The organism is Sphingobacterium sp. B16(2022) (genome assembly GCF_012030425.1).
GTDB classification, from domain to species: domain Bacteria; phylum Bacteroidota; class Bacteroidia; order Sphingobacteriales; family Sphingobacteriaceae; genus Sphingobacterium; species Sphingobacterium anhuiense.
The window spans coordinates 108,349-132,902 of the sequence record NZ_JAAUVN010000003.1 but is presented as its reverse complement, the minus strand read 5'-3'; the positions used below and the strand labels follow the sequence as shown (position 1 = coordinate 132,902).

Sequence of the window (24,554 nt, the reverse complement as noted above, 5' to 3'; positions counted from 1 at the left end):
TATGAAACTTTCAAATTTTAAATATTTAATAATCTCATCGACATTGTTATTCGGCAGTTGTAGTAAATATCTGGATCAACAACCGGATATGCGTGCAGAAATTAATACAGTCGATAAAGTTAAGAGACTCATTACTTCTGCCTATCCTTTTAATAATTATCTTGCTATGGCTGAGACTTATTCAGACAATGTGGAAGACAAAGGTGTAGGAGATTTATATCAACCGGTTCCAGCATTGTACCGTTGGCAAGATGTTAAAGATAGCGGTTCTGATACACCTACTGGTTATTGGAATAAATGTTATGAAGCTATTGCTGCAGCAAATCATGCTTTGGATGCAATTGAATCAAATAACTTTGGAGACGAGGTTTTGGCATATAAAGGAGAAGCATTAGTAGCACGTGCATATGCACATTTTATGCTTGTCAACTTTTTTGCAAAAGTATATGATCATAAAAAACCAGAAAGTAATACGTCTCCAGGAATCCCTTATGTAACAAAACCAGAAACAAAAGTTATAGAAAAGTATGATCGTGGGACAGTTCAGTCTGTTTATGAAAATATCCGGAAGGATTTAGAAGAAGGACTAGCCCTTTTAGATGCTAACCCTGCTGAGTGGACAGTACCTAAATACCATTTCACGCCCGCTGCGGCCCATGCTTTCGCTACGAGATTTTATTTGTTTACTGGCGAATGGCAGAAAGTCATTGACAATGCAAATAAGATTTTTGCAGGTGGCAATTTTGCGGGCAAGCTGATCCCTTATAATTCAACATTTAAAAAAATGACATTTGAAGAGGTGCACACGGTTTTCGCAAAAGCCGAGCAGCCCTATAATTTATTAATAAATGAAACCTATAGTGGCTATCAGAGGTGGTGGAATAATCGTTATGCTATGGGTATAAACGTATTTCAAGACATATATAATGGCAATACAGCAGCCGGTGGTAAATTTTATAATTTTGGAGTTTCTTATGGTGCCCCTCATTATACTACGTATATATGGAAAGAATATTGGTATGTCACCAATACAACTGCCAATACGGGTTTCCCCATGTTAATGGTTCCAGTTTTAATTACGGATGAAGCTTTGATGAATAGAGCAGAAGCATATTTAGAGCTCGGAAATACTGGAGCTGGTATAGCCGATATGAATTTAATGGCAAGCAACCGAATTGAGAATTACAATCCGGCAAACCATGCCGTAACTACAGAAAAATCCAAATTGTTTTTTGGTGTACAGGATGATAAGGAAGCCCTTATTCAAACGGTGTTACAATTTAAACAAGTCGGTTTTATGTCTATGGGATTAAGGTGGTTGGATATTATTCGTAAGGGAATTACGGTAAAGCACCTTGTCATAGCAAATGATGAAAGTGAGTCTTATATAGAATTGAAACCAGAGGATCCAAGACGCGTTTTCCAAATTCCGGAAGAAGCGAAACTGTCCGGTGTTGAACAAAATCCAAGGTAAATTATGAAAACGACAGTAAAAATATTTATACTAGTTAGTTTAATAACTGGCTTATACTCTTGTACAAAGGAGGAAAAACTCAATGTGAAAATTGAAAATTACGATACATTCGTACCCGGGGAAATTGATAAATGGATTACAACTAATTTAACAGATCCCTATAATATTGAGGTGGTTTACCGGTATCAGCGTAATATGCATGATATCAATAAAAATATAGCTCCAGCAGATGAAGCTAAAGTCATTCCACAAATGGACGTTGTTATTAAGGGTTTTTTGGATGTTTACAAAAAGATCGGGGGTATTCCTTTTATTAAAACTTATACACCCAAACAATTTGCCTTATTTGGATCAGGTGATTATGATGTAGATGGTTCTGTAAAAGGTGGTACCGCAGATGGAGGAAGAAGGATTACATTGTATGGCATAAATAACTTTAGTACTGAGAACGCCAATTCTGTTCTTGGGAATTTACAGGTAATCCATCATGAGTTTACCCATATCCTGAATCAAAATAGATTTATTCCTGGCGAATATGGAAGGGTAAGTGTGGGAGATTATTATTCGAATTGGACTGCACAAGAGAATACTACAGCATTGGCACGTTCTCTTGGCTTCATTACTCCCTATGCCCGTAAGTCCATAGGTGAAGATTTTGCGGAAGTGTTATCTCACTTGATAGTAGCTGGGCAATTGTATTATGATGATTTTGCGTACAATAGTGGAAAAGATGCCTATCCTAAATTTAAACAGAAGGAGTCAATTGTTCGGGACTATATGATGCAAAACTTTAATATTGATGTTACGCAATTGCAAATTGAATTTCAGCGTATAATGAGCGAAACATATAAATCAACAAGATACTCTGCTGCAACGGCACTTAATAGTAATTATCTAGGTTCATTGGATTGGGATATCCGTAACACTTGGGGTTTGGAAAATACAATTTCTATAAAACAACGAGATCTTTTTATGAATATTCTTGACGAATTAGGAGGATGGAGAACTAAGACAATGGTGTTTCAATTCGTTTCCGCAACAAAAGCAACCCTAAATATAGGATTCGGAGATGATAATAATAATTATAATGCCGCTTATGATTTTGATATTGTGAGGAATGCCGATAATAGTTATAAAATCTCGAAATCAGCTGTACAAGGAACAAGTACAATTTATGATAATGGTAATGTTCCTTGGGTTATAAGTGACACTAAACCACTACTAGATTATCTTGGTAGTACTCACTTTTCAGCCGAATGGAAGAGTGTGGATTTAACCGTTAATCCAACTGATTATTTACAATATTTTGTATTGAAAAATATCGAGGATCCGAGCGTGAAATTTATGGGGAAAGTTAATTTGAGAAAATATTAAGTTATGAAAAATATATTTTATTTAATGTTTTTGGTTTTATTAACTATTAGCTGTAGTAAACCAAAAGAGATCGATCCCATTTTTGGGGATCCCACGCAACGCATTGCGGATACATTAGCTTATGTGAAAAATACTTTGGTAGCTGCAGCGAATGGATGGAAAGCCTACACAACTACCTCTATTAGCAATGGAGGATATGGATTTTATATGAAATTTGGTGAAAATGACAGGCTGAAAATGGTTGCTGATTTGGACGAAACGAGTGCTTCTGAAATAAAAGAGTCTACCTATCGTATACGCCAAATCATGTATGCAACTTTGTCTTTCGATACATATAATTATATAACCAAGCTACAAGATCCTAATCCTGACGTGTACGGAGGTGCACCAGGTAAGGGGTTGGGTAGCGATAATGAGTATGATTATGTTAAGACTCATGGAGATACACTATTTTTTCAGGGGCGTAAATTTGTTCAGCCTCTTATATTGGTTAAAGCTACGGCTGCTGAGGAAAATGCTTTTTTAACTAAAAAGTTATTGACTAGTATTGAAGATGTAAATACTTATTTTGAAGAAGGAATTAATGTAGTTTCTTTAAATAAGGCAAATTGTGAATTTACTTTAAATATTGCTGCCAAGCAGATAAATCTTATGGCAATGATTGATGGTAAGGTAGAAAGTGTTCAAATTCCATATTTTTACAGCCTTAATAAAAACCTGATTTTACTAGGTGATGTCTCTTTTGATGGTGAAAAATTTACTAATGTTACTGAGGAAAATGGTGTTTATAAATTACATTCTGTATCTGGCAAGTCATTCACTATTAATAAGTCCGAAGAATATTTGCTACCTCCTCAATATAAACTAGGAACTGCAATTACAGATATGTACCAACCAGGTGTCTATAATTATAGTTCTTATCTTCCGCTAAAAACATGGTCTACCAGTTATTCTGTTGATTGGAATGAATATGTACGGCTTTCAAAAACAGGAGGGTATAACTTAACCGTTGGTGAATCTTTTTATAACTTCAATGATGCTAAAAAATTGATTACAATGGATGGGTATATTTATCAAGATAATACAAGGTTTATAGGTGGATATGTAATGAATTATTCAATCGACCTTGAGAATGGTACAATACGTTTCCTTTCTGTCAAAAATACTACAAATAATGGAGGAATAATGGTGCCATACATGAACCAAACATTCTTCAAAAAGATGATAAATCACGATTTTAAATTGTCATTTATAAAAGATGAAAATTTTGGTCCGGGTATTCAATTTACTAGTGTAGAAGATCCTAATTATTATTTTTCTTTTGTTTATTAATTGAAGGGTGAATTTTATAAATACGTCCACAATATAATTAATGATTGATTTTGTGGACGTATTTACATAGCAATACTATACTTAATTTAATATGTTATAGGAATTTGTTGGGTAGATTTGAAATTATAAAAAAAGTTACTGCTTTGGCTTGCTATAACTTTTTTCAATTCTCAATCCAATGTTTCTTAAATTATTACAGTGCAATAATGTTTAAAGATATCATTTGGTGTTTTAAAAGGACTATTTTTAAGAGATATTCTTTTATTTATTTTGGAATTTTTTATTTAGTCAGTTGTAACGTCTCAAATAGTAATTATTTTTCAGGCAATCTCAATGTTAGTCCACCATTTTATATCGATTTTTATCACTTAAATAGTGGAGGAAAGGTATTTTCGGATAGTCTCAATAGTAATGATTTTAACATATCTATAAAGAATCTTCCAAAAGGGATTTATCAAGCGGTGTTTTCATGGAAAAGGGACTTACTTAGACCTCAAGATATTGAACGATTTTCACGACAGCCTGAGTTAGGAGTCCCAAAATATTTTTTATCAACGACTTTTTGGTTAGACAATGAAGAGGCCAATGAATACAACTTATCGTTCGATAAAGTTTATAATCAGGACGAGTTGGAAGAGATATTATTTAATCAAGTGGCGGACGAACCTACTCACATGTGGGTAAAATCTAATGGATTAAATAATAAGCTGTATTGTCAATACCTTGATTTATTAGATGGATTTAAGCATAAAAACCGACATCAGAAAGATAGCTTGCAACAGGTAGAGAATTATTATATTGAGCATAAAATGTACGATGAAGCCAAGATAGTTAGCGCAACGTTACATGAACCTTGGCTAGATCTTGTGAAAAATGAATTGATTACTCAAGAAATTCTATTTATGAAGAAACACATATCTAGCGATGTTATTATTCAGATATATAATTTTCAAGTAAATAGTAAGCAGGATTTTGAAAGGTATATCAAAGTCTATAATTCCTTTCCATCTAACATAAAACAAGTTTTGGATAGACGATTACGACATTTTATGGAATAGAAAAGTTGAATATCAATAATTATCAAATGTTAAAATATTTATCTCCAAAGGTATTCTAATACAATAATCCCCTTTAAATGCATTTAAATGCATTTGCATGTTTTTGACATATTTTTGGCACATGTTATAATTCATTATATAAATAACATTTTACACTTTCGTCTTATGGAAAGACAAAATATTCAAGAACAGATAAAATTCATGCGAAAGCAGAGGGGACTGACACAACAGGATCTGGCAGAGGTGGCTGGTGTCTCCTTAAGGACGATACAACGAGTTGAGAAGGGAACAGAAGAAATTAGTGGATTTAGTTTAAAACAAATTAGTCAGGTATTAGAAATACCTTTAGAGCAATTAATCATGCCAAATGTAAACCAAATAAGTATAGACAAGGATCAAACGGGAAGTATTAAAGGACTTTACTTATCATCATTGCTATTATTTGTGAATCCACTCTTAGGACTTTTAGTGCCAGCAATAATTGGTTCGACTAAACAAAACAAAAGCGACTTTTATAAAAAGGAATTAAGAAAAATGATAACAGCACACGCGTTGGCTTTATTTTTTTTAAGTATTTCTATTTCATATCTTTTCCTGACAGGTCTTTTAAATATTACTATGCCCGCATTTCTGGATAAGATATTGAATGCATATGTTCTTTTTACAATCCCACTCATCTATTATGTGTTTATTATTTTGTTTACAGCAATTAATTACCTTAATATCGATAAAAAATTAAAAAATCAAGATTTGACAGTGATATAATGACCAATTAGTTTTTGGAATAATAAAGCTATAAATTGGTTGTAACAAATCTGCAGAAGTAAATTGACGCTTTGTTTATCTCAAACAGAATAGAAAGGCATGATATTTTTCCATACACTTTGTTTTTTGGTATTTTTATTATGATCATTTTTGAGGAAAAACATAGACTTCCTAAGTTTATTCTGATTATATATATTATTCAATATGTGGTATTAACAATATATTATTTAAAAATGGATGTGATGTCGTTGTACTACCACATTCCAGCTATAATTATAGGTATTTTGTTGTTTATTTGCAGATCTAAGTTAATTTTGAACGATGATGTTATTCTAACAAATTCATTTTTTTATTTTTTTAATAGAAAGTATGATTTAAAAAAAATTGACAGTTGCAAATTTGATAGCATATCTGCTTTAGGATATTTTGGTGGCTGGGGAATAAGATATAGCAAGAAGTACGGTTGGTCTTACATTTTTAGTTCAAATTATATTGTTACTTTCTGTTTTGAGAATAAGAAGAAAGTCACTTTTTCAATACAGAATATAGCTAAACTAAAAACAGCGTTAACTAATTTGGATATTTGTTTTAAATAGTTCTCACTTTTGTATGCGCAGATATCTCTTATGATTAAGGTGAGGATTTCGATTCAAAGGTCTATTTTACTTGATTTTATCAAGCTCTCATTTCTATATTATTTTTTTTCTTGAAAAATATAGATAAAAGATCTAACTAAAAAAGCCTGCGCACGCGCAGGCTTCTTTAGTTAGAAATATAATATAATTACTTATTCATTTTTTCTGCACCTTCAATGATTGCTTCAACTACAGCTGGATCTTGAAGAGTGGAAGTATCTCCCAAGTTGGATCTTTCACCCTCTGCAATTTTTCTAAGAATGCGACGCATGATTTTTCCAGAACGTGTCTTAGGAAGATCTGATACAAATTGGATGATATCAGGTTTTGCGATAGCACCAATCAATCTTGTAATCGTCTGCATGATATCTTTACGTGTACTTTCTTCATCAATATGATGATTGGCAATAACGTAAGCATAGATACCTTGTCCTTTTACGGGGTGCGGGTAACCAACAATAGCTGATTCTACAACATCAGAGTGCATATTGATTGCATTTTCTACTTCAGCAGTTCCGATGCGGTGTCCAGATACGTTTAATACATCATCCACACGACCTGTGATTTTGTAATAACCCTCAGGGTTTCTATAACAGCCATCACCTGTGAAATACATATTTTCGTAAGTTGCAAAATAGGTCTGACGGCAACGCTCATGATCTCCCCAAGTGGTACGTAACATACCTGGCCACGGGAATTTGATACATAAATTTCCGGAAACATCATTTCCTTCAATTTCTTTTCCATTCTCGTCCATAAGTGCAGGCTGAACCCCTGGTAATGGTAACATCGCATATCCTGGTATAGTTGGTGAAATACCAGCCATAGGAGCGATTAAGATACCGCCATTTTCAGTTTGCCACCAGGTATCAACAATAGGAGCTTTTCCTTTACCGACTTTATTGTTATACCAATGCCAAGCTTCCTCATTGATAGGCTCACCAACTGATCCCAGTTTACGGATACTGCTCAAATCCTTTCCATCAATAAATGAGTCTCCAAAAGCCATCAGTGAACGGATAGCTGTTGGTGCTGTATATAAAATATTGACTTTATATTTATCAACGATATCCCATAAACGGCCAGCGTCAGGATAGGTTGGTGTACCTTCAAACATTAATGAAGTAGCTCCCTGTGAAAGAGGTCCGTAAACAATGTAGGAGTGACCTGTAATCCAGCCAATATCTGCAGTACAGAAGTATACTTCACCTTGCTGATATTGAAATACGTTTGCAAAAGTATAACCAGTATAAACCATATAGCCACCAGTGGTATGGACAACACCCTTTGGTTTGCCTGTAGAACCTGAAGTATACAAGATAAATAATGTGTCTTCTGAATCCATTTCTTCTGCGGGACAAGCTGGATTTCCTTGTGTTTCTACTTTCTTAATTTCATCTTCCCACCATACATCACGACCTTTAATCATGGAGACTGGTGTACGTGTTCTTGTTAATACAATGACTTTTTCAACAGAGTCACATTGCATTAATGCATCATCAACAATGCTCTTTAATTCTAATACTTTTGGACCACGGTAGCTACCATCAGAAGTCACAACTACTTTACAGGCCGCATCATTGATACGGTCAGCGATAGATTGAGCCGAAAAACCTCCGAAGACTACGTTGTGAATAGCACCGATACGTGCACAGGCTAAAGTCGCAATAACCAATTCGGGAACCATTGGTAAATAAATACATACACGGTCTCCTTTGCGGATATTGTTATTTTTTAGAACGTTGGCAAATTGCTCAACTTTCTGTAAAAGTTGTTTGTAAGATAAAATGCGATGCGATTCATTTGGATCATTTGGCTCCCAAATAATCGCAGGTTTATCCCCTAAATTATAGATATGGCGGTCAAGGCAATTTTCTGTAATATTTAATTTTCCACCTTCGAACCATTTTACATTAGGCTCTGTAAAATTCCAATTCAGAACATTTGTCCATTTTCTTTTCCAAAAAAAGTTTTCCGCTATCTCTCCCCAGAAAGTTTCCGGACTTTCTACACTTTTTTTATAAACGTCTTGATATTCTTCAAATGATTTGATTTGTAGACTCATATTTTGGTTTTATTAAATTCAATCCCTTAAAACTTATTTGGTTGATTAAACAAGTTCATTTGGAATCAGCTAATTTAGTTTTTTTTGAGACAATTGCCAATTTATAAAATTTATAATTTGAAATTTAACTTTTTTATAACACTATTGTTATATTGCTCATGATATAATAGATTGATCTATATGGATGTATTAAAAAAAATGTACTATTTTTTAATTTTTAGCAATATATTAATTGCATTGGCGGCAGCTTCGCAGTGTGTATTGACGTACATTATACTTGATCAGGAGATTAATGGTTATATCGCATTAATTGAGGGAGCGGCTACACTTGCGCTTTACAATTTTAGCTTGATTTTATCTAAACCACAACATCCGGAGAAATCAATTTATGCCCGTACAAGGTGGGTTTTTAAATATGAACGTATTTTATGGATCAACACATTTATAGCAACAGGTATTTGCCTATGGTGTCTTTTTCATATCCACGTTTACTCTATCTTTTTCTTAGGTGTTATTGGATTGGTCAGCGTATTGTATAGTCTTCCTATTATTCCTTTAAAAGATCGATGGGGGGGATTAAGACAGATTCCGGCAATGAAAATTTTTCATATTGCATTGGTATGGGTATTAAGCAGTGTTTTTCTTCCCTATATAGAGCTTTACAGTAATGCTATGTCAGTAAACCTGCATTTATTGTATTACCTCGCTTGTTTAAAGTTCGTTTTCTTGATTATCTGTACGTTGCCATTTGACATTCGTGATATCAAGCAGGATTCTTATTATCATCTCCGAACATTGCCCAATATGCTCGGAGAGGGGAGAGCAAAGAGCCTATGTTACATCTTACTGTGCATACATAGTCTCTTGATTTTATGTGCTCCTTATTTATTGATTATAAAAGTTGGTCTTCTTGTTACGAACACAATTATTTACCTCATTTTGAGATTTCTTGTTTTCAGAACAAATGAACACTATCATTATGCTTACTTACTAGATGTAAGTCTCGTGCTCCAATTTTTAATCATTGTGTTTATTAAAAATTTTGTTTGATTTTATCTTAAAACGATTACTTGTTCAAAAAAGAGATAATCTTATCCGCAACTACATCAGATAATTTATAGTAACTTTCAAATGTCCATCCTGCAACATGAGGACTTAAAATTACATTGTCTCTACTTGTTAGATCTGAAAACCAAGATTGCTCTTTAAGACCAGGAAAATTCTCTACGGGAAGGACATCAAAAGCAGCTCCTATGATTTTTCCTTCATCCATTGCCTTTAATACAGCAGGAATTTGAACAATACCACCACGAGCTCCTAAAAGGAAAAATATGGGTTTGCGAAAATGATATAAATATTCTTCGTTGATCAATCCTTTTGTCTCTTTGGTTAGTGGAATGTGAAAACTAAGTACATCTGCATGTTTGACAACTTCTTCCATGGAGACTTCCTTTGCGAATTGATCTGAAAAGCCAGTTTTGTACTTGTCATATGCAATAACTTTTACACCAAAGCCGGAGAGTTTCTTTGCCATAGCCTGGCCATTGTGACCATAACCAATAATGGCAACAGTTCGACCTTGTAATTCATAGCCACGGTTGGCCTCACGACGCCATAAACCGGTCTTAATTTCCTGATTGGTTCTGTTAAGATGATTCATAAGAGAAAGCAACATACCGATCATATGTTCACCAACGGCATCACAGTTTCCTTCATTTGCACTTATGAGTTCAATTCCTTTTGATTGTGCATAAGCCTCATCAATATTATCCATACCAGCTCCGCAACGTGCTATAAATTGGAGATTATTTGCTAAATCTATAAAGTGCTGATCGACTTGAAATTTAGATCTTATGATTAATCCCGTATAATCAGAAATGTATTTTTCAGCATCTGCGCGATCGAACTCAGGTTTGTAATCGTAGGCAATTCCAGCTTGATCCAATTTTTGAGTAAGCACTGCATGCGCGTCATCAACGATTAATACTTTTGTTTTCATAATGATTATTTATTTACATTAAAACAAATTATAATTAAACAGCAATGAATTGATCATAAGTCAGATATGCATGCTGACTTGTTCAATTCAATATAATTACAATTTCATAAAATCAACACTTAGCAGTTTTTTAAGCTTATACTGCTTAACTTCTTCAGGTAGTATACGCATCAATGTATCTCGGATGATAATACTTATCGGATTCTCCCATTGTGCGACCTTTCCGATAGACCATGATGTTTCGGTAATATAACGTGTTCTTTTTAACCTTCTTTTTTCAAATATTTGAAAAGCAAGAACAACATCTGTCGTTTTCTTTAATTCGTCTATCAATACGGCTACATCTTCAATTGCCTGACACGCACCCTGACCCATATTGGGGGTTGTTGCATGTCCTGCATCGCCAATAAATAAGGTATTACCGAAAGCTAGATTTTTTAGAGGTTTAATATCAATGATATCATTCCAGATCAATTGCTGGTCATTTGTTTCAGCAAGGACGCTTGTAATCGGATCATGATAAGACGCAAAGTTTTGTTGCAGATCCTTGATTGTGTAACGACTGAATACTTTGTTATGAGCGGGAGAATTTATACAAGCATACCAATAAATCTTGTTTCCAACAAGAGGAGTCATGCCAAAGCGTCCTTTGTTCCCCCATGTTTCTGAACCAGTGCTGAGGTTTATATTAGCATTATCAATGGTTGCACGCCAACAGGTATAACCTGCATAGCGTGGTGCTGAACCAGGAATCAATTGTTGTCTTAATCGAGAATTAACACCGTCAGCAATAATCAGATAGTCCGTTTGATGTATGGTCCCATCTTCAAAAAAGATGTCAATTTCTCCTTCTCGGTATTCTATTTTAAGAGCTCTTTTTCCAAGATGTAAGTTTTCATATTCAATTTGTGCGAGTAGAAACTGATGTAAATCTGCACGGTGTATAGCAAAATTATCCTGTTCATACTTGTCACTAATGGTTTTGGTTTCGGGAGCTGCAAGAATCCTTCCCTGCTTATCCAGAATATTATAGTTTTCTAAATAATGTCCTAGGGGGATGACACCTGCTTTAAGTTCCAAGTATTCTAATGCCTGAATGGCATTGGCCGCTAAACCAAAACCAGCTCCAATACCTTTTAATGCCTTAGCACTTTCATAGATAGTGGCTTGTATACCAATTTTGTTAAGGCCAATGGCTGCAGTCAAACCAGCAACACCACCTCCGATAATGGTAAAGCGTTTCATGGAGCTAGATCTTAGGCATTCGCAATTTCGTTTGTTAGAACGATAAAATCATTAACCGTTAATCGCTCAGCGCGTAATTCATATAATGGATTGTCCGACATTTTATCTTTTGTAACTACCGCCGACAGCGAGTTTCTTAAGGTCTTACGTCTTTGGTTGAAACCAGATTTTACAACTCTCCAGAATAATTTCTCATCACACGCAAGTGCTGTGCGATCATTTCTCGTCATTCGAATGACACCAGAAAGTACCTTTGGTGGTGGATTAAATGCACCAGCCTTTACGGTGAATAAATATTCTACATGATAGTAAGCCTGTAAGAACACACTTAAAATACCATATTCTTTACTACCTGCCTTTGCTGTACAGCGCTCTGCAACTTCCTTTTGAAACATACCGGTCATCTGCACAACACGGTTGCGTTCATCCAATATTTTAAATAAAATCTGAGAAGAAATATTATAAGGGAAATTACCGATTACGGCCATCTTTTCGCCAAAATGTTGTGAAAAATCCAAGTTTAAAAAGTCACCATGAATCAGACGGTGTTCCAACTGAGGATATTTATCTGCTAAAAATTCAATAGATTCATCATCCACATCGATCATCCATGTTTCGTAAGCATCATTTTGTAGAAGAAAATCGGAAAGAACACCCATTCCAGGACCGACCTCAAGCACCTGCGTGAATCCTAATTTTGGATCCAAAGCATCAACTATTTTTTTTGCCGCATTTTTATCATTCAAAAAATGTTGTCCTAAATGTTTCTTGGCTCTTACTGTACTCATATATGCTCGAATTTGGTACAAATATAGTTAACTTGTGGAGGATAATAAACAGGTAAGGTAAATGAGTGGCAATTTATCATCTGTTTCTCTTGAAGGTGGTTTATATGAATTGGAAATTAAAGTGATGCTTGACTATTTCATATAATTTTAATTACTTTTGAGTCAATAATTTCATTTTTTACTATGGCTGACAAATTAAAAATAGGTATTACAGTAGGCGATATCAATGGTATCGGATTGGAAGTAATTATAAAATCATTATTGGACAATCGTGTTTTAGAATTTTTCACTCCGATTGTTTACGGTAATACAAAAGTTGCGTCATTTCATAGAAAAGCATTAGGTGTCAGTGATTTTAGTTTTAATGTCATCAATGATCCTGAGCAGGCAAATCCTAAACGGGCTAACATGATTAATTGCTGGCAGGAGGATGTCAAGATAACTTTAGGCGAAGAAAATGAGATCGGTGGTAAATATGCTTTTATTTCATTAGAAAAAGCGGTTGAAGATCTAAATGCAGGAAAGATTGATGCTTTGGTCACTGCCCCTATTAATAAACATAATATCCAGCAGGAAGGATTTCATTTTCCAGGACATACGGAGTATTTGCAAGAAAAAACAAATGCGGATGATGTATTGATGTTTATGATCTGTGATGAGTTGCGGGTGGGTGTTGTTACAGGCCATATACCTGTAAAAGATGTTTCCGATCATATTACAGAAGCAGCAATTTTAAATAAATTGGAGCTAATGAATGAGAGTCTTAAAAAGGACTTCTGGATTCAGAAACCTAAAATTGCTGTACTCGGATTAAATCCACATGCAGGAGATAATGGTGTTATTGGTGTTGAAGATGATATGATTATCCGACCAACGATAGAAAAAGCAAAAGAAAAAGGAATATTGTGTTTTGGACCCTATCCTGCAGATGGTTTTTTTGCTAATCATGCTTACGAAAAATTTGATGCGGTATTAGCTATGTACCATGATCAAGGATTGATTCCTTTTAAACATATTGCAAATCGTAATGGTGTAAATTTTACTGCAGGTTTGCCGATTGTTCGTACTTCTCCAGATCATGGAACGGGTTATGATATTGCTGGACAAAATGTTGCTGCTCATGAGTCTTTCATGGAAGCTATATTTCAGGCAGTTCACATTGTAAAGCGTCGTCGTGAACAGGCAGAGCTATCTCAAAATCCACTAGCTTTCCGCAAGCTTTCTCGCGATCGCGATTAAATATAAAGACGTAATATTATTAGTCTTGTGCGCTTATATCGCAAGACTAATATCTATTTTATAATAAATTCCTTACTTTTGCATCCTAGTGTTTTTTTAAGGACCTAGATTCATGCTATGAGTGATAATTTACAACATCCTATTTTCCCAATCATTAAAGAGTTAGCCGAAACAACAAATACGGAGTGCTACGTCATTGGCGGTTATGTACGCGATCATATTATGGGCCGGCCTTTTAAAAATGATGTGGATATTGTTGTTGTTGGAAGTGGAATTGAGTTTGCTACAGCTTTAGGAAATAAATTGAAAACTAAAGTTGCTGTTTACAAAAGTTTTGGAACAGCAATGTTAGTTTTTGAAGGATTAAATGTGGAATTTGTAGGAGCTCGTAAAGAATCTTACCGTGCTAATTCCCGAAAACCAATTGTTGAAGATGGAACTTTAGTTGATGATCAAAATCGACGTGATTTTACCATCAATGCTATGGCATATTCACTGAATAAGGATAATTATGGTGAGTTGCTTGATCCATTTGATGGAGTAAGGGATATTGAATTACGTACTATACGTACACCATTAGATCCAATCGTGACATTTTCCGATGATCCTTTGCGTATGATGCGTGCTATTCGTTTCGCTACACAATTGAACTTTAAGATTGATACAAAGGCGATTCAAGCGATCACAGATACTAAAGATCGTATTCGTATTATATCAAAAGAGCGCATCACTGACGAAATTAATAAGATTATCTTGTCAGAAAAACCTTCTATTGGATTTAAATACTTATTTGATACAGGGTTATTGGCTTTGGTTTTTCCTGCAATGCAAAACTTATACGGTGTAGAAATCATCGATGGAAAAGGACATAAAGATAATTTTTACCATACGCTGGAAGTTTTGGATAATGTCTGTGAAACAACCGATGATCTGTGGTTAAGATGGGCTGCTATTATGCACGATATTGCAAAACCTCCCACAAAAAGATTTGATAAAAAGCTAGGATGGACCTTTCATGGTCATGAAGATAAAGGGGCACGAATGGTTCCTAAATTATTTGCTGAGTTAAAACTTCCATTGAATGAAAAAATGAAGTTTGTTCAGAAACTAGTTTTATTACATCTAAGACCAATTGTACTGGCTCAAGATATTGTTACTGATTCTGCTGTACGTCGTTTGTTATTTGAGGCCGGTGATGATATTGATGCTTTGATGCAATTATGCCATGCCGACGTAACAACAAAAAATGAATATAAAAAGAAGAAATATCGTCAGAATTTCGAATTGGTCAAGCAAAAACTAAAAGATGTTGAAGAACGTGATCAGATCCGAAATTGGCAACCTCCAATTTCTGGAGAAGATATTATGGAAGTTTTTGGTATTGGGCCAGGTCGTGAAGTTGGGAAAATAAAAAATGCAATCCGAGAAGCGATCTTAGAAGGAGAGATTCCTAATGCTAAGATGGACGCATATCATTTTATGGTCAACAAAGCTCAAGATTTGGGCTTGACTATTAGAAAGGCATGGGATTTGAATACAAAAGTTAAATAAAAAAAGTATCTTTAATCGCTTCAATTCTTATTGAAGCTCATCTTGTTAACAAACAAAACGAATATTAGAAATGGCTATTTATAGATTCAGAATCACTTTTGAAGATTATGAGGATGTGTATAGAGAAATCGATATGCTTTCGAAACAAACTTTCTTAGAATTACATGAGGCTATTCATAAGACAACTGCTTATGAAGCTGACCGTTCATCTTCCTTTTATGTTAGTAACGATCAATGGAAAAAAGGAACTGAAATTGCTCTTTTACCAACTGCTCGTAAAATTTCAGATGGTGTTTTACTAATGGAAAATATTCGTTTAAGCAAGTTTATTGACGATCCCCACCAAAAGTTTTATTACATCTATAATTTTGATAGACCTTATGAATTTCATGTGGAATTGATCAAAATTTTAAAAGAAGAGGAAGGCAAAACTTATCCTACTGTTTTTAAAACGGTGGGTCAAGCACCAAAATCTTTAGCAGCAGCGAATTTTCCTGTTGCAGATCCTTTGGATGACGATGAAGAAGATGAAGTTTTGGTAGATGAAACGCAATATGGCGTTGATGATGACGAAGAATTCGATTTGTTTGACGGGGATGATGAAGAAGAAAGTGGAGAAAAGTCTGAAGAGGAAAGTAGTGGTTCGTTTGACGAATATTAATGTTAGGCACCACAGATCAACATAATAAAACTTTAATTGCTATAGTAGGGCCTACTGCAGTAGGTAAGACTGCTATGGCAATTGAGCTTGCTCAATATTTTGATACGGAGATTATTTCAGCCGATTCAAGACAGTTTTACCGTGAAATGAGTATTGGTACGGCCAAACCTACTGCATCTGAATTAGGTCAGGCGCCTCATCATTTTATTAATTCACATTCTATAGAAGAGGATTATTCTGCCGGTGATTTTGAAAAAGAGGCATTAGAAACAATAAGCTCGCTGTTCAAAAAAAAGGATATAGTCATTATGGTAGGCGGATCTGGTTTATTTGTGAGAGCAGTATGTGAAGGTTTGGATAATTTACCAAAGGCCCTTCCAGAAACAAGAGAACGGTTAAATAACAGGTTTGATAACGAGGGAATTGTGCCACTTCAAGCTTATTTAAAAGAAGTCGATCCTGTTTATTATGATCAGGTAGATATTTCAAATGTTCAACGGGTAATTCGAGCCCTGGAAGTATTTGAAACTACTGGATTACCATTTTCTAATTTTCTTCAAAAGACAAAAGCAGTGAGACCCTTTAAGATCATTACAGTTGGACTTACAATGGACCGAACAACTTTATACGAACGCATTAATATGCGTGTCGATTTGATGGTGAAAGATGGTTTATTGGGTGAAGTAAAGTCATTAATATCTTTTAAACATAAGCCTGCTTTAATGACTGTCGGTTATTCTGAGCTGTTCGATTTCTTAGATGAGAAAATATCTTGGGAAGAAGCAATAGATAAAATTAAGCAAAACTCGCGACGGTATGCTAAAAGGCAACTCACTTGGTTTAAGAAAGATATCAGTACAGTTTGGTTTGATCCTAAGGACAAAAACCAGATTATAGATTATATTCAATCATAATTTTATACGATATCAACAGAGTTATCCACATTATGTTAATAACTCTGTTGATAACATAAAAAGGGCTTGATTACAATGGTAATCAAGCCCTTTTTTCTACGAAATGAAATATAATTATTCCACGATCAAATTCCATCCAAATTCGTCAGCAATTCTGCCATATCGAAGATCATCTAAATAGGTTAATACTTTTTTAGAGAAATCGCGACCTTCTACAGGAGGTAATTGAAACAATTCACCTTCATAACCAATAGTGGCAATTGGTGTTAATGTTGCAGCTGTACCAGCAGCAAATGCATCTGTTACAATTCCTGCTTTGATTCCATCAATAAGTTCTTTGACAGATACTCTGCGTTGCTCCGTTTTATATCCCCAGCTTGCCGCCAGTTCCATAATTGTACGTCTTGTTACACCATGTAGGATCGTATCACCGTGAGGAGTAATAATACTGTCACCGATACGGAATATTAGGTTGGCTGTTCCAGCCTCTTCAATATATTTATGTTCCGAAGCATCAGTCCACATCAATTGATCAAAACCTTCATCATTTGCCAAACGAGTAGGGTATAGTGACAATGCATAGTTACCTGCATTTTTTGAGAAACCTACTCCGCCTTCTGCTGCGCGGGTATAATGTGTTTCTACCTTTAATTTTAAAGGATTGCTATAGTAAGCACCTACAGGGCTAGTGATAATTATAAATTTGTAGGAATTAGAAGGGTGTACTCCTAAAGCCGCTTCAGTACCGAACATAAATGGACGGATATATAAAGATGTGCCTGGAGCATTTGGAATCCATTTATTATCGGTGGCTAATAGTTTTTTTAATCCACCTAAAAAGATTTCTTCAGGAACTTCTGGCATCTCCAGACGAGCTGCAGAAGTATTGAATCTTTCCCAGTTCTTGTCAGGACGGAAAATACTAATAGTTCCATCTTGAAATTTGTATGCTTTAATACCTTCAAAGATTGCTTGGCCATAATGTAAAGCCGACATAGAAGGGCTTACATTAATATCACCATAAGGCACAATACTGACATCAGTCCATGCTCCATCTTCATAGGTAGCGACCAACATATGGTCGGATAATATTTTTCCAAATTTTAGATTGTTAAAATCTACTTGCGAGAGTCTCGATTGTTGTGTGGGCTCTACGCGAATTGAATAATTTTCTGTCGCGCTCATTGTATTTTAATTACAAATGCTAAAGTATGAAAAAAACCACGAATTTGAATGATAAACCTCTTGTTTATCAAATATTATTCTGAGTGAGAAAATTTTATTATTACACAGTAAATTTGTCTATTTTTTAGGATTTTACGTTTTATTTTATGGACAGATTATCATTTGAATTACTAGAGATTATCATTTTTTAGGCTTTTTTAGCTGTTTTGTTACCTTTTCCTTTATTCTGTGTTAATTTTAGATGAATTAACACAGTAATTGTAAAGTGGCATGTTATTTGGATTAACGGAAACACTAATCTATCATCAAAAATGGTAGGTTTTAAAAAGGGCTAACACTTCTAAACAGATATTCACTAATAAAAAACAAACTAAACGATTAAAAACCATGCACCGATTAAACAGTAAAAACAATGCATTGGAAAATGATGAATTAGAATTTGATCAAAACACAGCTGTGGAGAAAAAAGGATTTTCACTAAATTTTATTTTAGGCTTTTTTGTTTTTCTTTATAAAACGGCTATCAAACCCTAGGGTATTTTATTATTTTTCAAATTTAGCAGGTACTAAAAAATTGAAATGAGATTGCTCATAAACTGATCAATCTCATTTTTTATTAAAATCTTTCCCTATAAACTTTTAAGGTACATTACTTCTTTATTATGTCCAATATAGGCTCAAGGTAATCACGATTATTCGACAGTCGCGGTACTTTATTTTGCCCACCAAGCTTACCCTTTGATTTCATCCATTGAAAGAATGTGTATGCAGGGGCATTGTGAATAACCGGAAATTGTAATGCCATATTTTTATAACGTTTAGCATCATAATCCGAATTGATCTCTCTCAATGTTTGATCCAATATCTTACAAAACGTTTCAAAATTATCAGGTTGTTGTTCAAATTCAATAATCCATTCATGAGCTCCAGCTTCACCCTCTTTAAAGTAAATCGGTCCAGCAGTATAATCTTTTACAATTGCACGTGTACTTTCACTAGCCTTCTTTATAGCATCCTCTGCATTATCGACGATAAGTTCTTCGCCAAAGGTATTGATGAATTGTTTTGTCCGTCCTGTTATTTGAATACGGTATGGAGATAGCGTTACAAATTTAATCGTATCACCGATCATGTACCGCCATAAACCAGCATTGGTCGAAATGATCAAAGCATAATTTTTATTTAATTCTACTTGATGTAATCCTAATGTTTGCGGATTCTCATCATATAAATTTTCGATCGGTAAGAATTCGTAATAAATGCCATAGTCAAGCATTAATAATAATTCTTCTGAGTCGGGCAGATCTTGAAGAGCAAAGTATCCTTCGGATGCATTATAATTTTCTAAATAATACATATTATCAGAAGGAATCAGTTTTTTAAACTGTTCGCGATAAGGTTTGAAACTTACGCCACCATGGGTATAAAATTCCAGATTAGGCCAGACTTCAAGCAAATTATTCTTACCTGTGATTTCCAATATCTTTTTTGCTAGAACAATATTCCATGTTGGAACACCAGCCAGATTGGTGACATTCTCATGGATGGTGATATTGGCCACCTTTTCTATTTTTTCCTCAAAATCAGGAAGTAAAGTTACTTCTAAATTTGGAGTACGCTTAAATTCGGCCCAAAAAGGGAGATTCCGCAATAGAATAGAAGATAAATCACCATAATAAGAGTCTGAACTAAAACTGTTAATCTGAGAACTCCCTCCTAATACGACCGATTTTCCACAGAAAATCTGGCTTTCGGGTTTATTGTTGAAGTAAATTGTCAACATATCTTTCCCACCCTGAAAGTGACATTCTGTTAAAGACTCTTCACTGACTGGGATAAATTTGCTACGGTCTGAGGTAGTTCCCGAAGATTTGGCGAACCACTTGATGTCAGATGGCCATAGTATATTTTGCTCTCCTTTGATCATCCGATCGATATAAGGCTTCAATGAATTGTAATCTTGAATTGGAACTCTGTTTTTAAATTCCTCAGGCGTTAAAATACTGTTGTAATCGTATTTTTTCCCCCATTCTGTTGCTTCGGCTGATGATATTAAACTTTGAAACCATTCTTCTTGTACATCATGTGGATATTTCATGAATAATTCAATCTGATGAATCCGTTTTTTCATGAACCAAGTAAGTAGGGAGTCTAATATTGCCATATAAAGGTAGAATTAACGTTAAATAATTATCTTTTTGCGACGGAGTTCAAAATGTTGGCCTAAATAGAATGTACGGGCCATTTCATTACTGGCAATTTCTTCTGGAGTTCCAGCAAGCATAATTTTACCTTCTGTCAATAAGTAAGCCCTATCTGTAATGGATAACGTTTCTTGTACGTTATGATCGGTAATTAAAATTCCGATATTACGTGTTTTTAACTTTGCAACAATTGTTTGGATTTCCTCTACCGCGATTGGATCCACACCCGCAAAAGGTTCATCTAACAAGATAAAAGATGGGTTTGCCGCTAATGCCCGTGCGATCTCCGTACGACGTCTTTCTCCACCGGAAAGAAGATCACCTCTGTTTTTACGGACACGGTGCAAGCTAAATTCGGTTAAAAGTTCTTCCAGTTTTTCTAAGCGTTCCTTTTTATTAGGATAATGGATCTCCAGTACAGATAATATGTTGTGTTCAACCGATAGTTTTCTAAAAATCGAAGCTTCTTGGGCAAGATAACCGATTCCTTTTTGAGCACGCTGGTACATGGCATCCTGTGTGATTTCTTGATCGTCTAAATAAACATGACCCTCATTAGGTTTTATTAATCCAACAATCATATAAAAAGAAGTCGTCTTTCCCGCTCCGTTAGGTCCTAGAAGACCAACAATTTCCCCTTGCTCTACCTGGAAAGAAACATCGTTTACAACAGTGCGTTGCTTATATTTTTTGATGAGATGTTCTGCTCTTAGTATCATTTGATTCGTGTTTTAACTCAAAAAAGCAATCTGATAAGTACAAATATATTTAATATCGGATTCCTTTTATATTTAATTGCAAATTCTTTTTGCCTCGCCATACATTTTCTTCTATGCTATAACAGATGTCAAATGGCTTACCACTGTTAATAGCCTGTATATGTTCAGATAATCCAAAACCAATGCAATCAAAAGAAGGAGAGTTTTCTTGTTTGATGGTCATTTTTAAGTGATTCGATCCTACTAAATAGGCAGGTCCGATTAAACTAACTTTTTGACTAAGGAAAATGGGGCTTTCGTTTTGAGGCCCGAATGGTTCAAATTGACTTAGAATGCGGTGAAATTTGGCATCAATATCTTGCAGGTTTAGTTTAGTATCAATCAAGATCTCTTGTATTAACATCTGAGGAGTAATGAGTTTAGAAACAACCTCTTCGAAACGATCCTGAAATAATTTGATATTTCCGATCTGCATCGTCAACCCTGCTGCATATTTATGCCCTCCAAATTGATCTAATAGATCGCTACATTCACTTAAGGCTTCATATAAATCAAACCCAATTACAGATCTACAGGAACCTGCGATATGACCATTGGTTTCGGTCAGAATAATCGTTGGTCTATAGTATTTTTCAGTCAACCTTGATGCCACAATGCCGATAACACCTTTATGCCAATCTGATTTATAGAGCACAGTTGATTTTCGTGTTTTTAGCGAGTCATTTTGATCTATAATCGCTAGAGCTTCTTCGGTTATTCTAAGGTCAAAATCTTTACGAACATTATTTTGATCATCAATATTGATACTAAAATCTTTTGCTTCTTGCAGTGATTTTGATATTAATAATTTTACCGCATCTTTAGCATGATCAATACGACCAGAAGCATTGATCCGCGGACCTATTTGAAAAACAATATCATTTACTGTGAATGTCTTTGTTTTATTGGTGGATAAATCAACAAGTGCTTGAAGACCGCAGCAAGGATTGGTATTTAATTTAATGAGTCCGAAATGCGTCAGAATTCTATTTTCTCCAGTTATAGGTACAATATCCGATGCAATACTTACCGCAACAAGATCTAAAAATTGATAGCAAATATCCAAAGACATATCATTTTTCATGATAAAGGCTTGGATAAGTTTAAATCCTATACCGCAGCCCGATAATTCTTTGTATGGATAAGCACAGTCTTTTCTTTTTGGATCAAGTACAGCAAATGCTTTTGGAAGTTCATCTCCAGGTAAATGGTGATCACCAATAATGAAGTCGATATTCTTAGAATTGGCATAGTCAACTTTATCGTTTGCTTTTATACCACAGTCAAGTGCAATGATCAATGAGAAACCGTTTTCTGCAGCATAATCTATACCTTGTGTAGAGATACCATATCCTTCAGCATAACGATCAGGAATATAGAATTCAATGCGCGAGTGAAACTCTCGAAAAAAACTATACACAACAGCTACAGCAGTAGTGCCATCTACATCATAATCTCCATAAATTAAGATCTTTTCATTCTGGCCGATTGCGGTCGTAATTCGCGCAATTGCTTTTTCCATATCTTGCATTAAGAATGGATTGTGCAGTTGGTCTAGAGAAGGTCTAAAAAACTGTTTTGAAGTATCAAAAGTCTCAATATTTCTACTGACTAACAATTCTGCTAATACTGGATTAATACCAAGTTCATTGCCTAATTGATTAACTTTTTTGACCTCACTTTTAGATTTTAGTACCCACCTTTTTTGCATATCTTTGCATCGTAATTATGTGTAAATATACGTTTTGTCTATTGACTAACCTAATTATACACTAGGGTAATCATAGCGTTGTGTCTAACACGCAAGTTTCCAATAAATTAAAGATGTTACAAGTATATTCCTTATTCGAAGGCTCATTTTCGGTCGATGTTTCTAAAAAATTTATTCCCTTTGACCCTGCTGTTGATAGTAAAAATGATCGTCCAGCTTCTATGTTTATTCAAGTGCATCCGTTTCTAATCGAGACCGCAAATGGATTGGTTTTATGTGATACTGGACTTGGATTAACAAACAATGAAGGGAAACTACTTCTCTATGAAAATATTGAAAAATTAGGTTATTCTCCCAAAGATGTGAAATATGTATTGATGTCACACTTGCATAAAGATCATGCTGGTGGTATGGTGAGTTTCACTGATCAGGTCGGAAGGATTGCATTTCCCGAAGCAGAGTATATAGTGCAACGAGGTGAATGGGAAGATGCTTATTCCGGAATCAATAGCTCTTACCGTACTGAAATTTTTGATGTTCTGCAAAGGAGCGGTAATCTGAATCTTGTTGAAGGAGATGGTAAAGTTAATGAAGAAGTTGAATATTGTTTAAGTGGCGGGCATACCCAACATCATCAGACCTTCCACATTAATAATGGAAAAGATCATTATTTTTTTGGAGGAGACGTCCTGCCGGAACCAGAGATGATCTTTCAAAATCAGAGCGCAAAATATGACTATGATGGACATTTGTCAAGAAAGTTACGTCAGGAGTACTGGGAAAATGGAGCTCCAAACGATTGGATTTATCTTTTTTATCATGCCACAAGTATAGCAATAGGAAAGCCTACCATGCAGTTTGATAGAAGTTTTACAGTGATTGAAGCAAAATAAAAATCAAGAAAAGATAAAAAATACCGCATCTTTTCTTAACTTAAGGAAGACCTGTGTACAAGGACTTCATTGTATCTGTATTTGAATTAATCCGATGGTCACGTCATATAAATTCTATTATGACTGGATTTTTGGTTAAGTTTGTATAAAGCTGTATAGTATGCCTTTTTACTTCAGCTATTGAAAAATTAAGTTTTATAATAAAGCAAAAAAATATGTCTATTGTAAGAGAGTCGGATCTTATTGGTATTGGAAAAAAGTATCAAATTGAAACTGAAGCTGGAGACAATATGGTCGTGGTTATTCATGACGATGGTCGAAGAGAATTATATCGTTATGATGAGGAAGAGAGTGAGTCTCGCTGTGTCATGACCTTAAGCGATGAGGAATCAAGACAGGTTGCCGGTATTATCGGAGGATTGTCCTATAAGCCTAAAGCTTTAGAAACAATTGAAGTCGCTTTAGATGATTTAAGAATTGAATGGTATAAAGTTGAAGGCAAATTTGAAGGAGCCAATAAAACGATTGGCGAATTGGAAGTTCGTCAACGTACAGGAGCATCTATTATAGCAGGAATACTAGGTGATAATACGGTTATTAATCCAGGACCTGATTATATGATTAGTCCAGGGACTACCTTAGTTATTGCCGGAAAAAAGAATAATATTAAATTATTGAAAGAGATATTATTGTAAACATTGTA

Annotated in this window: 21 protein-coding genes; 13 read left to right on the top strand and 8 right to left on the bottom strand. The window is 34.8% G+C overall.

Translation table 11 applies throughout. The annotated features are described in order from the left end of the window. Position 1: 1 nt before the first annotated feature. The 5 genes from HCX49_RS15255 to HCX49_RS15235 all read left to right on the top strand — a co-directional run bounded on the left by HCX49_RS15255 (position 2) and on the right by HCX49_RS15235 (position 6,003). Positions 2 to 1,474 carry a RagB/SusD family nutrient uptake outer membrane protein gene (locus HCX49_RS15255; protein WP_168127580.1) on the top strand — a complete coding sequence of 491 codons (1,473 nt, stop codon included), beginning with the start codon at positions 2 to 4 and terminating at the stop codon, positions 1,472 to 1,474. Positions 1,475 to 1,477: 3 nt separating this feature from the next. Next, entirely contained in the window at positions 1,478 to 2,848 is a 1,371-nt protein-coding gene (locus HCX49_RS15250) for a substrate import-associated zinc metallohydrolase lipoprotein (protein ID WP_168127579.1), read from the top strand. Between the two features lie 3 nt (positions 2,849 to 2,851). Further along, positions 2,852 to 4,180: a DUF4302 domain-containing protein gene (locus HCX49_RS15245; RefSeq protein WP_132769134.1), complete on the top strand. Its 1,329-nt coding sequence runs from the start codon at positions 2,852 to 2,854 to the stop codon at positions 4,178 to 4,180. A gap of 206 nt (positions 4,181 to 4,386) precedes the next feature. Further along, positions 4,387 to 5,238: a hypothetical protein gene (locus HCX49_RS15240; RefSeq protein WP_132769132.1), complete on the top strand. Its 852-nt coding sequence runs from the start codon at positions 4,387 to 4,389 to the stop codon at positions 5,236 to 5,238. Positions 5,239 to 5,403: 165 nt separating this feature from the next. Next, positions 5,404 to 6,003: a helix-turn-helix domain-containing protein gene (locus HCX49_RS15235; protein WP_165905857.1), complete on the top strand. Its 600-nt coding sequence runs from the start codon at positions 5,404 to 5,406 to the stop codon at positions 6,001 to 6,003. Between the two features lie 783 nt (positions 6,004 to 6,786). Here the strand turns inward: HCX49_RS15235 and acs are convergent. Then, on the bottom strand, positions 6,787 to 8,703 hold the full coding sequence (gene acs / locus HCX49_RS15230) for an acetate--CoA ligase (RefSeq protein ID WP_132769128.1): 1,917 nt from the start codon (positions 8,701 to 8,703) through the stop codon (positions 6,787 to 6,789). Between the two features lie 198 nt (positions 8,704 to 8,901). Between acs and HCX49_RS15225 the strand changes: the two genes are divergently transcribed. Next, positions 8,902 to 9,753 carry a hypothetical protein gene (locus HCX49_RS15225; RefSeq protein WP_237682820.1) on the top strand — a complete coding sequence of 284 codons (852 nt, stop codon included), beginning with the start codon at positions 8,902 to 8,904 and terminating at the stop codon, positions 9,751 to 9,753. Positions 9,754 to 9,769: 16 nt separating this feature from the next. On the opposite strand, the gene HCX49_RS15220 is transcribed toward HCX49_RS15225, so the two are convergent. The 3 genes from HCX49_RS15220 to rsmA form a co-directional block, all read right to left on the bottom strand. Next, positions 9,770 to 10,702, bottom strand: coding sequence for an NAD(P)-dependent oxidoreductase (locus HCX49_RS15220; protein ID WP_132769124.1), 933 nt, complete (start codon positions 10,700 to 10,702; stop codon positions 9,770 to 9,772). Positions 10,703 to 10,798: 96 nt separating this feature from the next. Beyond that, positions 10,799 to 11,947, bottom strand: coding sequence for an FAD-dependent monooxygenase (locus HCX49_RS15215; RefSeq protein ID WP_168127577.1), 1,149 nt, complete (start codon positions 11,945 to 11,947; stop codon positions 10,799 to 10,801). 11 nt (positions 11,948 to 11,958) lie between these two features. Further along, positions 11,959 to 12,735, bottom strand: a complete 777-nt coding sequence (gene rsmA / locus HCX49_RS15210) for a 16S rRNA (adenine(1518)-N(6)/adenine(1519)-N(6))-dimethyltransferase RsmA (protein WP_132769120.1) — start codon at positions 12,733 to 12,735, stop codon at positions 11,959 to 11,961. Positions 12,736 to 12,918: 183 nt separating this feature from the next. Here rsmA and pdxA point away from each other — a divergent pair, with 183 nt between their 5' ends. From pdxA to miaA, 4 genes are all read left to right on the top strand, one after another. Continuing rightward, a complete protein-coding gene (gene pdxA, locus HCX49_RS15205; RefSeq protein ID WP_132769118.1) occupies positions 12,919 to 13,974 on the top strand; it encodes a 4-hydroxythreonine-4-phosphate dehydrogenase PdxA in 1,056 nt (351 codons plus the stop codon). A 117-nt stretch (positions 13,975 to 14,091) separates the two neighbouring features. Next, positions 14,092 to 15,525: a CCA tRNA nucleotidyltransferase gene (locus tag HCX49_RS15200; RefSeq protein ID WP_168127576.1), complete on the top strand. Its 1,434-nt coding sequence runs from the start codon at positions 14,092 to 14,094 to the stop codon at positions 15,523 to 15,525. Between the two features lie 70 nt (positions 15,526 to 15,595). Beyond that, positions 15,596 to 16,186 (top strand): IS1096 element passenger TnpR family protein, encoded by a 591-nt coding sequence (locus HCX49_RS15195; RefSeq protein WP_021190443.1) that lies wholly within the window; start codon positions 15,596 to 15,598, stop codon positions 16,184 to 16,186. Further along, a complete protein-coding gene (gene miaA, locus HCX49_RS15190) occupies positions 16,186 to 17,100 on the top strand; it encodes a tRNA (adenosine(37)-N6)-dimethylallyltransferase MiaA (RefSeq protein WP_168127575.1) in 915 nt (304 codons plus the stop codon). The genes HCX49_RS15195 and miaA overlap by 1 nt, the downstream gene beginning before the upstream one ends. Positions 17,101 to 17,214: 114 nt before the next feature. Here the strand turns inward: miaA and HCX49_RS15185 are convergent, their stop codons facing one another. After that, positions 17,215 to 18,285, bottom strand: a complete 1,071-nt coding sequence (locus HCX49_RS15185; protein ID WP_021190447.1) for a branched-chain amino acid aminotransferase — start codon at positions 18,283 to 18,285, stop codon at positions 17,215 to 17,217. 387 nt (positions 18,286 to 18,672) lie between these two features. On the opposite strand from HCX49_RS15185, the gene HCX49_RS25425 reads away from it, so the two are divergent. Continuing rightward, on the top strand, positions 18,673 to 18,819 hold the full coding sequence (locus HCX49_RS25425; RefSeq protein ID WP_021190448.1) for a hypothetical protein: 147 nt from the start codon (positions 18,673 to 18,675) through the stop codon (positions 18,817 to 18,819). A gap of 115 nt (positions 18,820 to 18,934) precedes the next feature. Here HCX49_RS25425 and HCX49_RS15180 read toward each other — a convergent pair whose 3' ends face one another. The 3 genes from HCX49_RS15180 to recJ are packed head-to-tail and all read right to left on the bottom strand — an operon-like array spanning position 18,935 to position 22,958. Further along, entirely contained in the window at positions 18,935 to 20,449 is a 1,515-nt protein-coding gene (locus HCX49_RS15180) for a GH3 auxin-responsive promoter family protein (protein WP_132769114.1), read from the bottom strand. Between the two features lie 18 nt (positions 20,450 to 20,467). Next, a complete protein-coding gene (gene lptB / locus HCX49_RS15175) occupies positions 20,468 to 21,208 on the bottom strand; it encodes an LPS export ABC transporter ATP-binding protein (RefSeq protein WP_021190449.1) in 741 nt (246 codons plus the stop codon). Positions 21,209 to 21,257: 49 nt separating this feature from the next. Then, positions 21,258 to 22,958 carry a single-stranded-DNA-specific exonuclease RecJ gene (gene recJ, locus HCX49_RS15170; RefSeq protein ID WP_021190450.1) on the bottom strand — a complete coding sequence of 567 codons (1,701 nt, stop codon included), beginning with the start codon at positions 22,956 to 22,958 and terminating at the stop codon, positions 21,258 to 21,260. A gap of 113 nt (positions 22,959 to 23,071) precedes the next feature. Between recJ and HCX49_RS15165 the strand changes: the two genes are divergently transcribed. Continuing rightward, complete coding sequence (locus HCX49_RS15165) at positions 23,072 to 23,851, top strand: MBL fold metallo-hydrolase (protein ID WP_168127574.1); 780 nt, start codon at positions 23,072 to 23,074, stop codon at positions 23,849 to 23,851. A 215-nt stretch (positions 23,852 to 24,066) separates the two neighbouring features. After that, on the top strand, positions 24,067 to 24,546 hold the full coding sequence (locus HCX49_RS15160) for a cation:proton antiporter regulatory subunit (protein ID WP_021190452.1): 480 nt from the start codon (positions 24,067 to 24,069) through the stop codon (positions 24,544 to 24,546). Positions 24,547 to 24,554: the final 8 nt, after the last annotated feature.

Coding starts and splice junctions, on each gene's coding strand:
- HCX49_RS15240 (WP_132769132.1), top strand. CDS start 4,387: ATGTTTAAAGATATCATTTGGTGTTTTAAAAGGACTATTTTTAAGAGA.
- lptB (WP_021190449.1), bottom strand. CDS start 21,208: ATGATACTAAGAGCAGAACATCTCATCAAAAAATATAAGCAACGCACT.
- HCX49_RS15250 (WP_168127579.1), top strand. CDS start 1,478: ATGAAAACGACAGTAAAAATATTTATACTAGTTAGTTTAATAACTGGC.
- pdxA (WP_132769118.1), top strand. CDS start 12,919: ATGGCTGACAAATTAAAAATAGGTATTACAGTAGGCGATATCAATGGT.
- HCX49_RS15220 (WP_132769124.1), bottom strand. CDS start 10,702: ATGAAAACAAAAGTATTAATCGTTGATGACGCGCATGCAGTGCTTACT.
- acs (WP_132769128.1), bottom strand. CDS start 8,703: ATGAGTCTACAAATCAAATCATTTGAAGAATATCAAGACGTTTATAAA.
- HCX49_RS15235 (WP_165905857.1), top strand. CDS start 5,404: ATGGAAAGACAAAATATTCAAGAACAGATAAAATTCATGCGAAAGCAG.
- HCX49_RS15215 (WP_168127577.1), bottom strand. CDS start 11,947: ATGAAACGCTTTACCATTATCGGAGGTGGTGTTGCTGGTTTGACTGCA.
- HCX49_RS15180 (WP_132769114.1), bottom strand. CDS start 20,449: ATGGCAATATTAGACTCCCTACTTACTTGGTTCATGAAAAAACGGATT.
- HCX49_RS15185 (WP_021190447.1), bottom strand. CDS start 18,285: ATGAGCGCGACAGAAAATTATTCAATTCGCGTAGAGCCCACACAACAA.
- recJ (WP_021190450.1), bottom strand. CDS start 22,958: ATGCAAAAAAGGTGGGTACTAAAATCTAAAAGTGAGGTCAAAAAAGTT.
- HCX49_RS15160 (WP_021190452.1), top strand. CDS start 24,067: ATGTCTATTGTAAGAGAGTCGGATCTTATTGGTATTGGAAAAAAGTAT.
- miaA (WP_168127575.1), top strand. CDS start 16,186: ATGTTAGGCACCACAGATCAACATAATAAAACTTTAATTGCTATAGTA.
- rsmA (WP_132769120.1), bottom strand. CDS start 12,735: ATGAGTACAGTAAGAGCCAAGAAACATTTAGGACAACATTTTTTGAAT.
- HCX49_RS15200 (WP_168127576.1), top strand. CDS start 14,092: ATGAGTGATAATTTACAACATCCTATTTTCCCAATCATTAAAGAGTTA.
- HCX49_RS25425 (WP_021190448.1), top strand. CDS start 18,673: ATGCACCGATTAAACAGTAAAAACAATGCATTGGAAAATGATGAATTA.
- HCX49_RS15225 (WP_237682820.1), top strand. CDS start 8,902: ATGTACTATTTTTTAATTTTTAGCAATATATTAATTGCATTGGCGGCA.
- HCX49_RS15255 (WP_168127580.1), top strand. CDS start 2: ATGAAACTTTCAAATTTTAAATATTTAATAATCTCATCGACATTGTTA.
- HCX49_RS15165 (WP_168127574.1), top strand. CDS start 23,072: ATGTTACAAGTATATTCCTTATTCGAAGGCTCATTTTCGGTCGATGTT.
- HCX49_RS15245 (WP_132769134.1), top strand. CDS start 2,852: ATGAAAAATATATTTTATTTAATGTTTTTGGTTTTATTAACTATTAGC.
- HCX49_RS15195 (WP_021190443.1), top strand. CDS start 15,596: ATGGCTATTTATAGATTCAGAATCACTTTTGAAGATTATGAGGATGTG.